General features: G+C 54.0%; 18 protein-coding genes. 13 read left to right on the top strand and 5 right to left on the bottom strand.

Annotated features, from left to right (window positions below; genetic code table 11):
• Positions 1-103: 103 nt before the first annotated feature.
• Both MKX76_RS19155 and MKX76_RS19150 read right to left on the bottom strand, forming a co-directional pair.
• Positions 104-448, bottom strand: a complete 345-nt coding sequence (locus MKX76_RS19155) for a hypothetical protein (RefSeq protein ID WP_007132441.1) — start codon at positions 446-448, stop codon at positions 104-106.
• A 76-nt stretch (positions 449-524) separates the two neighbouring features.
• On the bottom strand, positions 525-1,010 hold the full coding sequence (locus tag MKX76_RS19150; protein ID WP_007132440.1) for a GAF domain-containing protein: 486 nt from the start codon (positions 1,008-1,010) through the stop codon (positions 525-527).
• A 186-nt stretch (positions 1,011-1,196) separates the two neighbouring features.
• Between MKX76_RS19150 and MKX76_RS19145 the strand changes: the two genes are divergently transcribed.
• Positions 1,197-1,502, top strand: coding sequence for a hypothetical protein (locus MKX76_RS19145; protein WP_007132439.1), 306 nt, complete (start codon positions 1,197-1,199; stop codon positions 1,500-1,502).
• A gap of 110 nt (positions 1,503-1,612) precedes the next feature.
• On the opposite strand, the gene MKX76_RS19140 is transcribed toward MKX76_RS19145, so the two are convergent.
• On the bottom strand, positions 1,613-2,602 hold the full coding sequence (locus MKX76_RS19140) for an alpha/beta fold hydrolase (protein ID WP_144867622.1): 990 nt from the start codon (positions 2,600-2,602) through the stop codon (positions 1,613-1,615).
• A 222-nt stretch (positions 2,603-2,824) separates the two neighbouring features.
• Between MKX76_RS19140 and MKX76_RS19135 the strand changes: the two genes are divergently transcribed.
• The 5 genes from MKX76_RS19135 (at position 2,825) to MKX76_RS19115 (ending at position 8,300) form a co-directional block, all read left to right on the top strand.
• Entirely contained in the window at positions 2,825-3,403 is a 579-nt protein-coding gene (locus tag MKX76_RS19135; protein ID WP_144867620.1) for a GNAT family N-acetyltransferase, read from the top strand.
• Positions 3,404-3,405: 2 nt separating this feature from the next.
• Positions 3,406-4,164 carry an energy-coupling factor transporter transmembrane component T family protein gene (locus MKX76_RS19130; protein WP_007132436.1) on the top strand — a complete coding sequence of 253 codons (759 nt, stop codon included), beginning with the start codon at positions 3,406-3,408 and terminating at the stop codon, positions 4,162-4,164.
• A 265-nt stretch (positions 4,165-4,429) separates the two neighbouring features.
• Positions 4,430-4,960: an ECF transporter S component gene (locus MKX76_RS19125; RefSeq protein ID WP_050954094.1), complete on the top strand. Its 531-nt coding sequence runs from the start codon at positions 4,430-4,432 to the stop codon at positions 4,958-4,960.
• Positions 4,957-6,624, top strand: a complete 1,668-nt coding sequence (locus tag MKX76_RS19120; protein WP_341035062.1) for an ABC transporter ATP-binding protein — start codon at positions 4,957-4,959, stop codon at positions 6,622-6,624. The genes MKX76_RS19125 and MKX76_RS19120 overlap by 4 nt, the downstream gene beginning before the upstream one ends.
• 155 nt (positions 6,625-6,779) lie before the next feature.
• Positions 6,780-8,300, top strand: a complete 1,521-nt coding sequence (locus tag MKX76_RS19115) for an MDR family MFS transporter (RefSeq protein ID WP_144878043.1) — start codon at positions 6,780-6,782, stop codon at positions 8,298-8,300.
• Between the two features lie 185 nt (positions 8,301-8,485).
• Here MKX76_RS19115 and MKX76_RS19110 read toward each other — a convergent pair whose 3' ends face one another.
• Positions 8,486-8,953, bottom strand: a complete 468-nt coding sequence (locus MKX76_RS19110) for a MarR family winged helix-turn-helix transcriptional regulator (protein ID WP_007132432.1) — start codon at positions 8,951-8,953, stop codon at positions 8,486-8,488.
• A gap of 250 nt (positions 8,954-9,203) precedes the next feature.
• On the opposite strand from MKX76_RS19110, the gene MKX76_RS19105 reads away from it, so the two are divergent.
• A complete protein-coding gene (locus tag MKX76_RS19105) occupies positions 9,204-9,938 on the top strand; it encodes an ATP-binding cassette domain-containing protein (RefSeq protein WP_028407416.1) in 735 nt (244 codons plus the stop codon).
• Positions 9,939-9,952: 14 nt separating this feature from the next.
• On the top strand, positions 9,953-11,248 hold the full coding sequence (locus tag MKX76_RS19100; protein WP_341034458.1) for an ABC transporter permease: 1,296 nt from the start codon (positions 9,953-9,955) through the stop codon (positions 11,246-11,248).
• Positions 11,249-11,415: 167 nt separating this feature from the next.
• Here the strand turns inward: MKX76_RS19100 and MKX76_RS19095 are convergent, their stop codons facing one another.
• The gene (locus tag MKX76_RS19095) at positions 11,416-12,684 is read right to left on the bottom strand and encodes a BaiN/RdsA family NAD(P)/FAD-dependent oxidoreductase (protein WP_007132429.1); all 1,269 of its coding nucleotides are present in this window, start codon (positions 12,682-12,684) and stop codon (positions 11,416-11,418) included.
• A gap of 211 nt (positions 12,685-12,895) precedes the next feature.
• Here MKX76_RS19095 and MKX76_RS19090 point away from each other — a divergent pair, with 211 nt between their 5' ends.
• The 5 genes from MKX76_RS19090 (at position 12,896) to MKX76_RS19070 (ending at position 17,893) form a co-directional block, all read left to right on the top strand.
• Positions 12,896-14,335: a histidine kinase dimerization/phospho-acceptor domain-containing protein gene (locus MKX76_RS19090; protein ID WP_341034457.1), complete on the top strand. Its 1,440-nt coding sequence runs from the start codon at positions 12,896-12,898 to the stop codon at positions 14,333-14,335.
• Positions 14,293-14,622, top strand: coding sequence for a sensor histidine kinase (locus MKX76_RS19085; RefSeq protein WP_341034456.1), 330 nt, complete (start codon positions 14,293-14,295; stop codon positions 14,620-14,622). The genes MKX76_RS19090 and MKX76_RS19085 overlap by 43 nt, the downstream gene beginning before the upstream one ends.
• Positions 14,623-14,944: 322 nt before the next feature.
• Positions 14,945-15,379 (top strand): BrxA/BrxB family bacilliredoxin, encoded by a 435-nt coding sequence (locus tag MKX76_RS19080; RefSeq protein ID WP_007132426.1) that lies wholly within the window; start codon positions 14,945-14,947, stop codon positions 15,377-15,379.
• 111 nt (positions 15,380-15,490) lie between these two features.
• The gene (gene nadE, locus MKX76_RS19075; RefSeq protein WP_007132425.1) at positions 15,491-16,300 is read left to right on the top strand and encodes an ammonia-dependent NAD(+) synthetase; all 810 of its coding nucleotides are present in this window, start codon (positions 15,491-15,493) and stop codon (positions 16,298-16,300) included.
• Between the two features lie 384 nt (positions 16,301-16,684).
• Positions 16,685-17,893, top strand: a complete 1,209-nt coding sequence (locus MKX76_RS19070) for an IS4 family transposase (RefSeq protein WP_341034455.1) — start codon at positions 16,685-16,687, stop codon at positions 17,891-17,893.
• Positions 17,894-18,284: the final 391 nt, after the last annotated feature.

The following is an 18,284-nucleotide window of genomic DNA, read 5'->3' as shown; positions in this document are numbered from 1 at the left end:
GTGGACCGGAAGAAGGTTATATCGAAGTCTAGACTTAAAATAAGGGGCTCCCGGGTCGAGAAGAACCTTGAGGGAGCCCCTTATTTGTCTCGTGCTTAAAGGCTTATTGGAAGCCTTGATGTGTATTCGGGAAGCCTTGGCCGAAGGTAGGCTGGATATGCTGGGCTTGATTAGCCCGCGCCGAATATTCCACTTGCTTCACCAGCTGAGAGATTTGCTGGAACTGCTGAATCGCTGTCTGGTGCCCTTGCAGCGCGGACTGGATCATTTGCGTTGCTTGACGCTCGCGTTGTGCAAGCTCTTCCAGTCTGGCGGCGTTCTGCTGCTCCTGCTGCATCATCTGCTGGTACATGGCGGAAGCTTGCTGCGTTTGCTGCGTCAGCTGCTGCAGCAACTGCTCACACTGGCGGATTTGCTGCGAAATTTGCGTGTTGTTCGTTGAATACATGCGCGTATTCCTCCTCAAGAGTTTGTAGGTATGAACCCTTGATTATTGTGCGGAACAACACGGGGAAACATCCGGTCTACAGGGATAGAGAGCCTTCCAATATGTGGACGAATTCCTCCAGGAACTGCTGATCCTCTTGATCGAATCTTCCCTTCAACGGACTGTCGATATCCAGAACACCGTAAAGCGCTCCGTCAACGACGATCGGAACGACAATTTCGCTGTTGGATGCGGCATCGCACGCAATATGTCCCGGGAATGCATGTACATCCTCTACCAGGACGGTGGATTGCTTGGCAGCGGCGGTTCCGCATACGCCGCGGCCCATCGGAATCCGGATGCAGGCCGGCAGACCCTGGAAGGGACCGAGCACCAGCTCCTTGCCGTCATAGAGGTAGAAGCCGACCCAATTGGTATCTGTTAAAAAATGCTTCAGCAAGGCCGAGGCGTTTGAGAGATTGGCAATCGCATTGGGCTCGTCATGAATCAATGCCTTCAATTGTTGAAGGACCTGGGCGTACTGCTCGCTCCGGGTACCCTCGTATGGCGTATTTTGAAACATCGTGTTCCCCGTCCTTCCTTAATCATGTTATCGTTCACTCACGATAGTATAAGTATAAGATATTCGTCAAGCATTGGCATCCGGTCCGGGCCGTATCGATCAGAATCCGCTGATTCCCCGCACCTTCCGAGGGGTAATGAATGACAGAATAGGTGCCAACCTAATGTCAAGGAGGAGAGGATCAGAATGCGTGCAGACGTACAAAATTTGTTTATCGGTATTCACATGCTATATCACGCTCACGAACGGGACCTTACCGTCAGCGAAATGCAGCCCGAGCTCGAACGCCACGGGTATAAGGTTGGTGACCGGGAGGTCAAGAATGAGCTTGAACGCTTGACGCAGGAAAATTTCCTGACGGCTCATGGGGATGCATATAGTCTGACGGGGGCTGGCATCGAAGAATTCAAAGAGCTTCAGAGCAAGCTGAAGGAGCTCTGCAACGAGGTGCTGAAGCCGGTCAACGCGAAGAAAGCGGACACCATGGCTTAACGGACGGCTCCCCTTTTTCGAAAAAAACATGAAAGCAGCCCTGGATGATGGTCAGGCCTAGGCCGACGCGGGGCTGCTTTTTTGATTGCATGCTCCGTAATTCAAGATGTCTACACGCTTTCAAGCGAACGGTCCATCGGTACGGCGCTCATTTCTGCTTGATGCAGCCGGGGCTGCGGGCTGGCCTGGGGTTGACCCATATACTCCCGCAGAAACGATTGGACTCCGTCTCTGTAGCCTTTCGGGTCAATATGATAGGCATTGGCATGAATAGCTCCTTCGACAAGCAGCAGCTTCTTCGGCTCAGGCTTCGCCTCATACATTTCAAGACTCATCCGGGTTGGCACGTAATTGTCCTTCGCCCCATGAATAAACATGACGGGCAGCGTGCTTTCCCGCACTGCGCGAATCGGGCTGACCTGATTTAGGCTAAAGCCGGCTTTCCGCCGTATTCGGGCATCGACCCAGGATAGGAAAGGTCTGGCCGGGATTTTATTAAGCGAGGACAGCTGATGGCGGATGAGGTCCGTCAGGTCGGAATAGGGACAATCCGCTATGACAAGCTTCACTTGCGGATCCGCAATCGATAAATATTCCAGTACGGTGCCTCCGCCAAGGGATTGCCCATGCAGTCCAACGGCTATATCCTTCCCGTATTGTGAGGTAAGCCAGCGAATCCATGCCTGGATATCGTATTTTTCATAATATCCATACGTCGTGTATTGTCCTTCGCTGAGGCCGTGCCGGCGCTGATCAATCAGCAGCACATTGTAGCCTTCCTCCGTGAACATATCGATAAACTGGGTGGATACCGCCCGGGAACCGGTATACCCGTGAACGATGAGCATCCAGTGCTTAGAGCCGGGATTCGCTTCGATGGATGCGCCGCACAGCTTCAACCCGTCAAAGCTGGTTATGTTCACCTCTTGTTTGCTCAGCGAATCATACTTTTCACGCGTGTACAATCCCGCCTGCTCAAGGACGGTGAACAGCTTCAGGTCATTTTTGACTTTCATCCGCGTGATTTGGAGATATCCGATCTCCGTGATGGCTGCGGCGATAAGAGCAACAACGATCAGAACGACTAAAGTAATATACATATCGAATATCCCTCCTCTGTTCTATGCTGATGAACGGGGGATGCTACGCATATTGACGGATGCCTCCCGAATCCATCAATATAGATAGCATCGAAGCCCTCATGCGGATGTTTGCACATCCCGGGCCAAAGGAATCTTAAAGCTATACATCTTTAATACACGCAGTTAGTATCACCGAAAACGTTAAATACAAGTCAGCATTTTTGTAAAGGGGTGGACGCGGTGTATGCATGTGAAGGTCATATTCCGGAGCTCGCGGGCGATCGGGTCCGGCTCCGCAGGCTTACTGAGGATGACGCTGCGGATATGCTCCGGTGCTGGTCCGATCCAGATACGAGGAAGTATACCGAGCTGCCGGCTATGCACGCGGCTGCGGATGCGGCGGCGCTCATCGCATGGCTAAACGCCATGTCGGAAGAGGAGGATGCGCTCAGGTGGGGCATTGAGCTTACCGGCTCCGGACGGGTCATTGGCAGCTGCGGACTGAACCAATGGCAGCTGGCTGGGGCGTACCGGGGGGAATTCGGCTGCGAGCTGGCTAGCGATTGTCAGGGAAAAGGCTTTATGACGGAAGCGGCCGAGCTTGCGATGAGGTTTGCTTTTCAAGAGATGGGCCTGAATCGGATCGAAGCCTTTGTTCAACCGGGCAATGCGCGAGCGGTACGGTTTTTTGAGCGTTTAGGCTATACGCGGGAAGGCGTATTGCGGGAGTACCGGCATACCTCCACGGGATATGTAGATGCAGTAGTTTTTTCAATGTTGAAAAGGGATTGGAATCATCGCAAGGGAGAGGTTGGATAGGCATGTTGATTCAGTACAGGAGGGGAAGCTCTCTCCTTCATCGATACGATCCGTTAAGCAAGCTGGTCATTCTGCTGTGTACCGCGGTCATCGCCATGATGCTGGACCAGGCCTGGCAGCAGGGGGTGTTTCTGCTTCTATGCATCGGCACGGCGCGATTCGCCGGGCAACTAACCTGGAGAAGCTTGCTTCTGGGCATCCGGCTGATTGCCGTCGTGGCTATCCCGTATTTCATCTTGACCGGCTTGACGGTGAAGGGGGAAACCGTGTGGATGCAATGGGGACCTTTGACGATTACGACCGAAGGGCTGAATGCCGCGGGAGCGATGACGCTGCGGATGTTTACGCTGTTTTTATCCTCGATGGCTTATATCGTTACGACCGACCCGCGGGAGCTGGTGGCAGAGCTGAATCGCAGGCTTGGCGTTCCGTACCGTTTTGCCTTCGGCATTTCCGCCGCGCTCACGTTTATTCCGCTCTTGGAGCAGGAGGGAGCACAGATTCGGGCAGCTCAGCAGGTTAGGGGACACCAGCCTCCCAAGGGGCTCATGAGCCGAATCCGCTATGTGCTGGCATTCGTATCATCCGTGCTGTTAAATGCGCTGCGGCGGGTTCAGCAGACAGCCGGTGCAATGGAGGCCAAGGGCTTTGGAGCATATCCGGACAGAACGTTTCGCCAGACGGTTAACATTTCGCCGATGCATGTAATTTCTGCATTCGCCTACGTCTTGTTAACGGCATTATTGGGGTGGATTGTTTAAATTGTTAACCAGATTATATTAAAATGTGGTTGACGATAAGCACGGATATATGCAAAATATGACTTAGCAAAGCGTCCAGCTCGGCCCGAAATCTGTAGTCTAGCAGCTTAATTTTCGGACTAGCATATTCGGTTGGCTGCGGGACCCCTGTGAACCCTATCAGCTCGCGCTGGCCGATTTGGACGGTACCTAAGGAGGATTAATTTTGAATCATTCATCAACGAATCGAAAATGGTTTGCATTCACGACCCAGGAAATTATTCTGATGGCGATGCTGGCTGCGGTCAACGCCGTCATCACCGTGTATATCGGGCCGGTCAACAAGCTGCTGAGCAGCCTTGGCGGACCGATCGCGACATCGACGACCACAGGCATCTACATGGTGTACGGCCTGTTGGCTTATTACATCATCCGTAAACCCGGAACGGCGGTTGTCACTTATGCGATCGGAGGGACGATCCAGGCCATGACGGGAACGGTTTACGGCATTGCGTCATGCTTTGTCGCCGCCGCATGCTACATGGTCATCGCGGAGATTATATTTGCGGCTGTGCGTTACCGGAATTGGAGCACGGGTGTGCTTATGCTGGTCGGCGGCGCGATGGTGCCGCTCTGGTTCGTGTTTGCCGCGAATATGTTCGGCTACACAGCATGGCCGATCGGTGTTCTGGGGATTGCGCTGGTTGTGCGGATCCTGAGCGGCATCTTCCTGTGCGGCCTGCTGACGAAAGTGCTGGGCGAAGCTTTGGCGAAGACGGGGCTGCTGCGCAGATTTGCCGTCAGCGCGAAGGGATGATTCGCTTGATCGGAACGAAGGTGGAGTGCCGGGACGTCGGTTTTATGTACGACGGCGAGGAGCGGCCGGTCCTGCATCAGCTTAGCTTCACGGTGCAGCCGGGCGAGTGGACGGCCGTGATCGGGGCAAGCGGAAGCGGTAAATCCACGCTGTGCCAGCTGCTCAGCGGTCTTCTTCCGCGAAGCGGGGGCGGAACCCGGGAAGGCGTTCTGCTGCTGGACGGGATGGATCCTGCCTCAGCCCCGCTCGCCGATGTTACGGAGGCGATGGGGGTGCTGTTCCAGGATCCCGATGCGCAGCTTGTCCAGGGCATCGTCGAGGATGAGGCAGCATTCGGGCCGGAGAACCTGCGGGTTGCGCCGGAAGAGATCGAGCGGCGCATCGCGGCCTCCTTGACCGCGGTCGATCTGCTGGAACGGCGGTCCGATCCGGTGCGCAGCCTGTCCGGCGGACAGCGCCAGCGCACCGCCATTGCCGCGGTGCTGGCGCTGCAGCCGCGGCTGTACGTCTTCGACGACGCCTGCGCGAGCCTGGATACGGCTGCGCAGGCGAGATTCCTGCAGCTGTGCCAAGCGCTGCAGGGCGAGGGCCGGACGCTCATTACGGCGTCCGGCCGCTTTGACGATGCCGCGCGCGCCGCGCAGCGCGTCATCGTCCTGGACGGCGGCACCGTCGTGCTCGACGGGCCGCCGGAGGAGCTGCTGCGCCGCTGCGGGGAGCAGCTGGCGCAGCTGGGGCTGCTGCCTCGTCCCGCAGGGGAGGCAGCTGGCGGCGCGGCCACGAGGGGCGCCGTGGCGCCGCAGGTAGCTCGCGGCGGAGCCGCCCCGCCAATCGCCGCGCCTGTCACGGCGCCAGCGGAAGATGCCGCAGGCATGCAAGGCGCCGCGTCACAATCGGCGTCGGCTGCGCCCACCACCGCGGCCGCGCCAAATCCGCCCGCCGCAGCACCCGCAGCCAGGCCCCCTGAGCCGCTGCTCGAGCTGCGCTCGCTCCATTACAGCTATCCCGGCGAGCGGGAGGCGCTCAGCCCTGTCGATGCCGTTCTGGAGCCTCGCAGCTGGGCGCTGCTGACGGGAGAGAACGGCTCGGGCAAGACGACGCTGAGCCGTTTGATCATGGGCCTTTTGCCTGCGCCGAAAGGGAGTATTCTGTGGCGGGGGGAAGATCTCACCGGGATTCCGGTGCATTGCCGGGCCGAGCGGATCGGCTATGTGTTTCAACAGCCCGAATATATGTTTACGGCTCCGAATGTCTGGGAAGAGATGGTCTACAGCCTGCATGGCGGACTGTCTGCAGCCAAGCGCCCGGAGCTGACAGACGCCGAGCGGAGCAGAGCGAACCATCTGCTTGAAACGGCAGGCTTAGCCAAGCGCCTTCATATGTCCTCTTATCTGCTTAGCCAAGGAGAGAAGCGGCTGCTCAGCATGATCAGCCAAATGATCCTTGCCAGGCCGCTTTATATTTTGGACGAGCCGACCTCCGGCATGGACTATGCCGCTATGGAGCGCATCGTCCAGCTCTGCCGGTTTGTCATTGACGAGGGCGCTGCGATCCTGATGATTACGCACGATCCGGACATCATGCGGCCGTACGCCGATTCCGTGATTCATCTTCGGGGCAGAAACCAAGAAGAGTCTGTGCATATCCCCAAGCAGCATTTATAATAGAAATATTACATGTGCGAAAAGCGCTCCTGCATTTTTGGGAGGCGCTTTTTATACTGTTGTCAGCTCTTTTTCGCATATCCTTAATCGCCGGGGGATGGGCGCCCTGGGGCGGGCGGTCAAGAGCTGTTCAAAGTAAAGGGGACGAAGGATACGTGAATGCACTGAAACAAAATAAGCGGGGCTATATCCTGGTCGGTATTTTGCTGTCGACCTTTATGGCCGCGATCGAAGGAACGGTTGTCGGTCCTGCAGGACCGGCGATTATTAGCAGCTTCGGCAGTGTTAGTCTAATGAGCTGGATCTTTACGGCGTTCTTGCTAACGATGGCCGTCACGACGCCGATTTTCGGCAAGGTTAGCGATCTGTACGGGCGAAAGCCGGTATTTCTGTACGGCTCCCTCATATTCCTGGCGGGGTCGCTGCTGTGCGGCCTCTCGCAGAGCATGACGCAGCTCATTATTTTCCGGGCGATCCAGGGGATTGGGGCCGGGGCGGTTATCCCCGTGACCTTTACGATTATCGGGGACATCTACAACCTGGAGGAGAGAGGGAAGGTTCAGGGAATGATCAGCTCCGTATGGGGCATTTCTTCCCTGATCGGTCCATTGATTGGAGGATACTTTGTCGACTTTCTGTCCTGGCACTGGATTTTTGTATTCCATATGCCGTTCGGCGTTGTTTCCATCTGGTTGATTCTCCGCTATTTCCGGGAAGATCGTACAGCCCGCCAGGTTTCGATTGATTATACCGGCGCGGCATTGTTTGCGGTCGGCATGACGGCGCTTCTCTTCGCGCTGGCTGTCGGAGGGGGAGAGGGCTATTCCTGGACATCCCCGATGATGCTCGGCCTTATCGGAGGTTCCGTGGTGCTTCTCATTGCCTTCTTGATCGTAGAGAGCCGCGTAAAAGAGCCGATGCTGCCGCTGAATTTATTCAAGATCCGGGATATTTCCGTGTCCACGCTGGCGAATATTCTCGTAAGCGCACTGATCATCGGATTAACCACTTATTTGCCGCTATGGATTCAAGGCGTCAGGGGAGGCAATGCCACCTTGTCAGGTCTGTCGCTGGCTCCGATGTCCATCGGCTGGCTGATCGGATCGGTGATCGGGGGACGCCTGATCGTGAAGACGGGATCCCGCAAAACCGCTTTGATCGGTGTCGTTTTTCTCATCATCGGGGCCGTCGGGCTGGCATTTATGCATAAGGAGACGGCACTCGCCCTGCTGCTGACGTTTACGTTCATTTACGGGCTGGGCTTCGGGTATATTTCGACATTGTTTCAGATTATTGCCCAGTCATCGGTCGGTTATCAGGTGCGGGGAGCCTCGACGGCGCTGAATTCCTTTATCCGGACCTTTGGCCAGACGGTTGGCGTTGCGGTGTTCGGATTATGGGTGAATGCCGGGATTGCAAACCGGCTTGCAGCTGAACCGGATGCGGTCGGCATTACCAGTGACGATATTAACAAGCTGCTTTCTCCGCACGGGACGGCGGAGCTTCCGGAGGGAGCAGGCGGATTGCTGAGCGGCATTTTGGAAGGAAGCTTGAACTCTTTGTTCATCGGCATGGCCGTCATGGCTGTTGTTTGTATGCTGATTGTAGCGGCCTTCCGCAATGCGCCTCCTCAGCCTGAGGATGAGACCGACGGAGAGGCGTCACCGGGGAACTGACCACGCGGCTGTTTCATTAACATAGACAGACTGAATTTGCATGAGCGAAATGTCCGATGGATGTATTCATAAAATGTTCGTTAGGACTTTTTAAGATGCGGCTATATTAATCATTGAAAAATACGAAGAACCCTGTCTCCCATGGAGGACAGGGTTCTTTCCTATGTTGTCCTTTTTTCAGGACACTACCGACGTGCCGAAGAATGGGCTTGCTTCGCATATTCCCCCATTTTTCGAAGGAGCCGGATGAGCTGGAGCTTCTCCTCTTCATTTAACCCTTCCAGCGCATATAAGATCTGGCGTTCATGCTCAGGATAAAGCCTCTGCATAAGAGCTTCGCCTTGCGGGGTCAGCTCGGCATAGATCACCCGTCGGTCCTCGGGGCAAGGGCTGCGCCGCACGAGCCCCTTCTCTTCGAGTCGGTCGACGACATAGGTCACGTTGCCGCTCTGCAGGAGCAGCTGGGATCCGATCTGCTGAATAGGCAGGCGGCCTGCATTATGCAATATTTCCATGACGGCAAAAGACGTCGGGTTTAAGCCTTCGGTTTTACCGCCGTTTACGACATGCTCGCTCACGCTTTTGAACGAATTGGCAAGCACTTTGTACAGGCTCATCGCCAGCTGAGTCTTTCGATCCATGGATACCTTCATTAATTTTCCCCGCCTTTAACTTGGATATGACATGTCCACCATAATTCCTTCAAATCTAAGATTACTCGAATCACAGGCCGTTGAAACATGCGATTTGTCACAGTCCAATAAAAATATTTTCAATATCCGGCCCGGTGCCCTGCTACGTCTCCGGTCCGAACGGCCAATCAGAATTGATCCTCTTGCAACGAATTCCATCCCTTTACGTATTACCTGAAATAGGAATTCAAATGGATGGGGGATTTACGAGATGGAAATGATACGGGAGAATCATGAATCACAACCAGACCCCGTTCTCGCCGTGAACATTCAGGAAGCCGGATACGAGCCCGGGCGGCCGCGGATACGCGATATCTCGTTCCGGGTCGCTCCCGGCGAGCTGCTCGGGCTGATCGGCCCCAACGGCGCAGGAAAGAGCACGACGATCAAAGCGGTCCTTGGTTTACTGAAAGATTGCAAAGCCGAAGTCAGGATTGCCGGCGATCCGCCAAGATACGCATATGTCCCGGAGCAGCCCGTATTTTACGAGGATTTGACGCTTTGGGAGCACCTGGACCTGGCTGCGGCCGCATATGGGATCGACGATGGACGGTTCGAGGAGCAGGCGGAGACGCTTCTACGGCAGTTTGGCATGGAGTCGGTACGTCATGAGCTCCCCGGAGGCTTCTCCAAAGGGATGAAGCAGAAGATGATGCTCATGATCGGCTTCCTGTCCAAGCCGGATGTCTATATTGTGGACGAGCCGTTTATCGGACTTGATCCAAGGGCAACGAGGGATTTTCTGAACCTGCTTTTGGAGGAGAGGCAGCGCGGGGCAGGTGTACTGATGTCCACCCACGTCCTAGATACCGCGGAAAGAATCTGCGACAGCTTTGTCCTCATTTCACAAGGTCAAGTAGCGTCACAGGGAACACTGGATGACATCCGGCTCGCAGCGGACCTTCCGGGTGCCTCTTTGTTTGACTGCTTCGATGCACTGACATGAACGGGGAGGAGGACATGATGGTACGGTCGCGACATGTGAAGAACCCGGGCTCCCTGTTCTGGACAAGAGTACGATCCCATTGGAAGCATCAGCGTGCAAGTCTCGCTACCGTGGCAGATTGGACGGTAATGCTGTACATCATTGTGCCGGGTCTGCTGCTTGGCGGAGGGCTTTATCGGGAGCTATGGACAAGACCGCTTCCCGTCTGGGTTGATTATATCCCGGTGCAGGGAGCTGCTTCGCTTCTGCTGCTGATGTTCTTCGGCAGGGTGCTGCTGTTTCTCGAGGAGGCCGACGTGCTGTTCCTCCGCCAGCATCCGCAATGGATCAAGGGCTTGATGGTCCGCGGGATGGGATACAGCATTTGTGTTTCCGCGGTTAAAGGGCTGCTGTTCACGGGGCTTGCCCTCCCGTTTCTTGTAAGAGGCTATGGATTTGGCGAAGCGACATTAATCCCCCTGCTGCTGGCAGCCGCAGCCTGCGCCTGGTGCGCCAATCTGGCGGGTAGGATAATCCGTTCTCGTTATAAGGGATGGGCAAGGCGGCTTGGGGGCTATTTCAGCCGCTGGCTCTTCTTCGGCACGTTCATGGTAGGCGTGACCTTCGGGCTTAAAACGCCGCTTGTTTTATGGTTTGGCGCTGTGATTTTTCTCGTGCTGCTGCTCCTGCTCGGCAGGTACCGATTGCGCATGAAGGGAGACTTCATCTCCGATACGCGGGAGGATGCGAGCACGCGTATCCAATTAACCGAGATGATTATGATCCAAGCGGTCGGCAAGCCCCCAAGCATCCGGAGCAAGACCTGGTTGTTCCGCAAATCGGGGCGCATTTTTAAGGGGGCCGCAGAGAAGCGGCTGGCGGATGCCGGTCTGAAGGCGATCCTGCGCAAGTCTGAAAATCTGGCCGTGTACCTCCAGATCACATTGCTCGGAGTTCCGGCGATCTGGATGCCGCCGCATGTAGTCAAAGTGATCGTCTACATTGCCATGGTCATTCTCATATCGTATTGGCTTCATACCCGTTGGGCGCAGTTTGCCAAAGCGGATTTCATGCATATCCTTCCGTTCAACAACCGCCATTACCGGTCGGCAGGCGTGGTCGTGGTTCGGACCCTGCTGGTATTGCCGGCGTTACTATATTCGTTGGTAGCGGGCCTGACGCTCTTTCCAGGAGCGGCCGGGTGGTTGGCCGGGCTTGCATGTACGGCTGTGGCCGTCATCGTTGCACCGACCCTGACGTCCTTGCCGGTCTACAAGGAGGAACGGACTTTAAGAGAGAACGAGGAAGAAGTCGGCGACGAATCGGCATGAGTGGTTCGATCGGTACCATGAATTGCCGCTTCTTATAATAGTAGGATTTGCATTTGGAGAATGAAAATAAGCGCTGGTCAGTCCTTAAGGAGCTGACCAGCGCTTTTCCATGTTGATGGGGCAGTTAGGGCGTCGGCTTTTAGGATACGCCCGAAGGAGGGCGGTAACTATCCGGAAGCGGCCTCTGCAGCGTGCTTGCCAGCCGTGTATCCGGTGGAGAAGGCTGCCGTGATATTGTATCCCCCGGTGTAGCCGTGGATGTCTAATATTTCACCGCAGAAAAAGAGGCCCGGCATCAGCTTGGACTCCATGGTTTTCGGTTGGATCTCCTTAAGGCTTACGCCGCCTCCCGTTACGAACGCCTCCTTCAGCGATCTCGTTCCGGAAGCCCGGAACATGAATTTCTTAAGGGTGGCGGCCAGTCCGGCTACAGCGGTTTTGGAGATGCCGCTGCAGACCGTATCGCTGTCGATCCCGGCCTTGGACAGCAGCAGGGGAATCATGCGTTCAGGCAGATATCCTTTGAGCGCATTCTTAATGCTTTTCCGCGGCTCCTCCTCAAGGTATATCCTAATTTCACGTTCCATTTCCGGAGCAGATCGGTCCGGGAACATATCGATGGCCATGTCCACATTCACGATATCGAATTTCCGCTGAACCTGGCGGATAAACTGGCTGCATCGGAGGGCAATCGGACCGGATACGCCGAAGTGGGTGAACAGCATGTCGCCGCGGTGGGCAATGATCCGCTTACCCTTCGGGTTCCAGACCGACAGCTCTACATCCCTCAGCGAGAGTCCTTGCAGCTCCTTGGAGGCAATCCATGGCTCCGTAGACACGATCGGCACCTCCGTCGGGTACAGCTCGGTGATGGTATGGCCGGCTGCCTCGGCCCACGGATAGCCATCGCCGGTGGAGCCAGTTTGAGGTACCGATTGGCCGCCGGTCGCAACGATCACGCAAGAGGATGTTATGGTCCTTCCTGATTTTAATTCTATGCCCGCCGCATGATGGTTCTCGAATAGAACCCGGTGCACGGGGCTGTTCGTCAGGATATCGGTGCCCAGCTCACGGACCTTGCCGATCAAGGCGTTGACAACGCTTGAAGCCTTATCCGTTACCGGGAACATCCGCCCGTTGTCTTCCTCCTTAAGCGGGATGCCGAGCCCTTCGAAGAAGGCCATAATATCCCGGTTATTCCAATGCTGAAAAGCGCTGTACAGAAACCGGCCGTTACCCGGAATATTGGCGATCAGTTCATCCTGCTCTTTCGCGTTGGTCACATTACATCTGCCGCCGCCCGATATGCCGAGCTTACGGCCAAGCTTGTCCCCTTTATCCACGAGTAAAACGGAGGCTCCTCTCTCTCCGGCCGCCACGCAGGCCATAAGCCCGGACGGTCCGCCCCCGATCACAATTACATCATAATCCGGCATGTTTGCTCTTAGCTCCTTTAAGGGTATATCACTAGTAGATCATCCTTATTATATACGGTAACCGTGAATTATCCTAAGTCCTTCAGCATAGGACGAAAAGCCTTTATTCTTCGTCATTTCAACATGAACTTACAAGATATTGTAATCTGGTGTCGCCTGTGATTTAATCAAAAATATTAGAGGCGTTGTCGAATTGAGGTGATTTAGCGTTGTGCTGAGCCTATGGAAAGATATTCTGCTGCAAGTTCTGCTGTATGGTACGCTCATCTTTCATCTGCCGCTTCTCCTCGACAGACATGTAAATTGCCTGTACAAGAAGAAACCGGATGTTGTGCTGCGATTCCGCGATCATATCGTCATCGCATGCGGAATCAGCATCATTCTATGTGTCCTGCTCTCGGCAATGAGCGATTATTATGTTCCGATTCATCTTGGAGTCGTTCCCCTGTATTTAGGCATTTTATATGGGAGCCGGTTTTCCGGGTTATGTCTTGCAGTCGTATATATAACAACCCATGGGCTGATTTACGGGTTGCCGTTGGCCTGCCTCTTGTTAAATATGCTAATCATATGCTACTCAATGCTGCCTCGGGTATCGACTCATTTCAAGAAGGGCTCGATCCTTGAAAAAATATGCTGGCTATGGAGCGCCCTTGTTCCATCCATGCTTCTCATTGTGGGCCACGAGGCCGTTGACGGAAAAGTCAATAATCATCACCTGAATCCCGATATGATTCTGGTAGCGGTTCTCTATATGCTGATCGGCATGTTCCACTCCGGATTGATTGTATACTGGATTGAAATGAACGCGGAGCGGCTCGCTTCCAATCGATATAACAGCCCTTTGATGAGCAAGGAATCCGTGAGTCCGTTTCTGGATCTCATCCCGCTGGGCATTATAGCTGTTGACCTGAAGGGCAATATCATAGCAGCCAACCACCATTTGATCACGGACTTGAGCAAAGCTGCTTATCCGCATCTGTCAAGGAGCGATATCGTCGGAAAACCGTTACACGAGGCTTTGGACGGTATGTTTCAGAAGGAGCATTTGCTAACGAGGATCGAGAAGGCCCTTCAAGGTATCGAAACGCCGGGAGAAATTGTCCGTAACGCCTCCCGAGTCTACTCGACAGGGATTTACCCCCTTATACATAATCAAACAGGCAAAATTTCGGGGGCGGTTGGGATTATTGAAGACATAACGGAACTTGATAAGCTGCGCTCCGAGTTTATCAATGTGGAGCGTCTCAGCTTAGTCGGTCAGATGGCGGCCGGCATTACGCATGAAATTCGGAATCCGATGGCAGTTGTGCGCGGATTTTTGCAGCTGATGCAGGAGAAGAGCCCGGATACCCTTGATCATTATTACCGTATTGTGATGGAAGAGCTGGACCGTGCGAACAGCATCATTAACGATTTTCTGTCCTTGGCCCAGAATCGTACGGCCGAGAAGGAAGAGTGTCATCTTCACGATATCATTCACGAGCTGAGCCCGCTGTTATGGGCGGACGCCAATTTGCGCGGACAGTCTATCGAGCTCAAGCTGGGATCGATGATGCCGAAGCTTCTTTTGAATCCAAAAGAGATGAAGCAGCTGATCCTGAATTTATGCCGCAACGGAATGGAAGCGATGGGGGAGAAGGAACGCTGACGATCGAGACCCGCCTGGAAGGCGAACAGGTCAAGCTATTCGTCAAGGATACCGGGATAGGAATTCCGGACGATGTGCTGCAGCGGTTGTTCGAGCCCTTTTTTACAACGAAGAATAAAGGCACCGGGCTTGGGCTGGCACTGTGCATGAGCGTGGTCCAGCGGCACAACGGAACGATTGATGTCAAATCCAGTGAAGGACAAGGCACGGTCTTTATCATATCGCTGCCCGTCCGCACCTCTCCGCAGACGATGATTGAACCCCAAAGCGCAGCTGCATTCGAATAATCGGATGGACGGATTGGCATCATAAGACAGAGCCAACGGTAAAGGAGGGATTCGGATGAGCAAAAACAATTCCAAGGAGCAAGAGCAGCAAAAGCGTGAAAACAAAGAGCGCCGCGGTGAGCCCATCGTGGACAAAAAGCAGGACGGGATTAATTACCCGGCCACCTAGGCTTGCATCACCTCTTTATCGGCGGGCGGCATCCTACCTTGGATGCTGCTCGTTTTGTATTTTCTTGCTTTCACTCTTCGTGATTGTATAATATAGATAGCGATGAGTTGTTATCAATCGAATAATCTTGTTTATATAAGGAGTGAAGCAGTTATGGGTATGTCTTTTGACCGATATATGCGCGACATGGTTCAGCCAATGCGCGATGAGCTCACGGTTCTGGGGATCCGCGAGCTGACAACGCCGGAGGAAGTGGAAGAGCAGTTTGAGGCAGCGAAAGGAACGGCGCTCGTTGTTGTCAATTCCGTTTGCGGCTGTGCGGCTGGTCAAGCGCGTCCAGGCGTTGCACTTGCACTGCAAAACGAGGTGAAGCCGGATCATTTGTTCACGGTATTTGCCGGGCAGGATAAGGAAGCAACGGCGAAGGCCCGTGAATATTTTGCGCCATATCCGCCATCCTCGCCTTCGATTGCTCTTTTGAAGGATGGGGAGCTGGTACATTTCATTGAGCGTCATCAAGTTGAGAACCGCTCCGCCGAGGAGATCGCAGCTGATCTGACAGACGCATTCAATCGCTACTGCCAGTAATCCGGCAGCAACAAAGCCCCCGAAGCGTTCGGCCTATTCCGAAGCCGCGGGGCTTTTGTTGTAAGTGCCGTCTTTGGAGAAGAGAGAAGCCATTCTGAAAGGAGTCTTACGATGAGTCTACAGGAACAGATTATTGCCGAACTGGGCGTCAAGCCATCGATCAATGTGGAGGAAGAAGTCCGCAAGCGGGTGGATTTTCTGAAGAGCTATGTTACCAATTCCGGCACGTCGGGGCTGCTTATCGCGATTAGCGGCGGGATCGACAGCGCGGTTGCGGCAGGCCTGTGCAAGCGGGCAACCGATGAGCTTACGGAAGAGACCGGCAAGGAATATAAAACGCTGGGTGTATTTCAGCCATACGGCGAGCAGGCCGACATCTCGGACAGCTATGCGACGGCGAAGGCTTTTAATCTGAAATATACGGTTGAGACCAACATCGAGGAAGCCGTCAACGAGATTGCGCTTGAAGTGGAACATGGTTTGAAAAACATCGGAGTCAACAAGCATATCAGCATCCCCGGCAAAGGCAACGTGAAGGCCAGAGTGCGGATGGTTGTCCAGTACGCGCTTGCGTTCGAACAGAATCTGCTCGTCGTTGGGACGGATCATGCATCCGAAGCGATTACCGGCTTTTACACCAAATGGGGCGACGGCGCGGTGGATATAACGCCGCTTAGCTCCTTGAACAAGCGTCAGGTGCGCCAGCTGGCTTCCTACTTGGGCGTGCCGCAATCGATTCTGGACAAGGCGCCTACGGCAGGCCTATGGGAAGGGCAGACCGACGAGAAGGAGCTCGGCATCAGCTACGAGGATAACAGCGACTATCTGGAGGGCAAGCAGGTAGCTCCGGAGGTCCAGGAGAAGCTGGAGAGCTACTATCGCAGAACGGCGCATAAACGGAATACGATCCCGGGCATTTAATAGCCCGGAGAGAGCGAACAAGTCCCGAAAGGGACTTGTTTTGCGTCTGGGGCCCTGGAGAGAGCGAACAAGTCCCTTTTGGGGACTTGCAGCGGGCTTGTGGGCCCGGAGAGCGTGAACAAGTCCCTTTTGGGGACTTCCTGTGCGCCTGTGGCCTCGAAAAGCGTGAACAAGTCCCTTTTTGGGACTTGCTGTGCGCCTGTGGGCCCGGAGAGAGCGAACAAGTCCCTTTTGGGCATGAGCGTTGCATAAAACCTATCACAACTTTTGCTGAAGTTACTATTTCTGTAACTACCTGTATCTTTTTCATGGACAAAACAAAAAAAGGCTCCTAATTTAGAAGACGTAGCACGTTGTCCACGACCTCTAAAAAGGAGTCCAACCATGGATAACGTAACCCAAAACACTGTCGTTCGTCAACTGCTTTCTTTACTGCCTTTGGATGTACACGATCGACTCCTTCATGCCGATCGCTACGCCAAGAAGCTCACCATCAACAAAAGCATTCTCATTTTCATTCTGGCTCAGTTCAACCATTGGCAAAGCTATATCGAGATGGAAGAACAAATTTATGCACACTCTGAAATTCGGTCCATCCTTGATCTGCCCAGCATCAGCGCAGCCCAATTGTCACGGAAACTCAGCGAAATCCCGACGGAAATCTTGCACATGCTTTTTCTCCATAGCGTTGCCCGTGTCCAGAAGCTGACGGCTCACCAGCAGGGCATTTCTTCAACCATTGGACCTCTGGCACTCATTGATTCGTCGAAAATCACACTCCCCTTGGTACTTGGGGATTGGGCCAGAGTTTCGCATACCTCCAGTGGGGTAAAGCTGCATGTGCGGCTCGTAGCCGCTTCACCCGAAGTGGTATATCCGGACGCTGTCATCCCATCGACTTTAAACGTAGGCGACCGAGCCGGGGCGGTCGAACTGGTCACCGAGCAGGCGGCAACTTATGTCATGGACCGTGGTTATGATAGCTACAAAAACATGGATAACTGGATGGAGCGCGGCATTCAATTTGTCATGCGAATGAGAGATCGCACCTCAATCCATGTTGTGGAGGAACGAGAAATCCCTCCGGGAAGTCCGATCACACGAGATGCTCTTGTGAACGTAGGTAGCGGTTGGCGCAAGATGAAGGAACGGGTCCGGCTCGTAGAGTTTTATGATGAGCAGAGGCGCTTTTATCGCCTACTTACCTCTCGACAGGACATAAAGGCCGAAGAAGTAGCTCATATCTACAAATGCCGATGGCTTATTGAACTTTTCTTTAAATGGATAAAGCAGCATCTGCGCCTGAAAAAACTGCACAGCTATAAGCCGCAAGCGATATGGAACCAGATTTACCTTGCGCTGATCGCTTACGTGCTGGCACAGTATATGCAGCTACGTCTAGAAACCAAGAAAAGCTTTTGGCGTGTCCTTGAATTGTTTCGAATTCACATGTATCATCCGTGGTCCCAGTTCTTGAACGCTCTGTTTCGAGCACCTACGCGAACAACTTCTGGAAAGCCACGCGGTGCACCAAGGAAGGTACCTGAATTACGAACGAGCATTGGCATTTTTAAAACAAGCAAAGTGACTTAGGAAACGAAAATCTCGCACAAAATACATTTTATGGGAAAACGTAGCTACATTTAAGAAGTGTTGGATCTTTTAGTGTAATTCTCGAAAAAACAACTGTAAATTAATTGTTCTTATTCAGATTTCATCCAAGTGCTTGCAGATGTAAAGATTTATGCAACGCTCATGCCTTTTGGGGACTTGCAGCGCGCCAGTGGGCCTGGAGAGAACGAACAAGTCCCTTTTGGGGACTTGTTTTGCGTCTGGGGCCCTGGAGAGCGTGAACAAGTCCCTTTTGGGCACTTGCTGCGGGCTTGTGGGCCTGAAAAGAGCGAACAAGTCCCTTTTGGGGGCTTGCTGTGCGCCTGTGGGCCCGGAGAGAGCGAACAAGTCCCTTTTGGGGACTTGCAGCGCG

The sequence above is a fragment of the Paenibacillus sp. FSL R5-0810 genome (assembly GCF_038002285.1).
GTDB classification, from domain to species: Bacteria; Bacillota; Bacilli; order Paenibacillales; family Paenibacillaceae; genus Paenibacillus_AQ; species Paenibacillus_AQ lactis.
The sequence above is the reverse complement of the archived record's forward strand: the minus strand, read 5'-3'. Positions and strand labels throughout refer to the sequence as shown.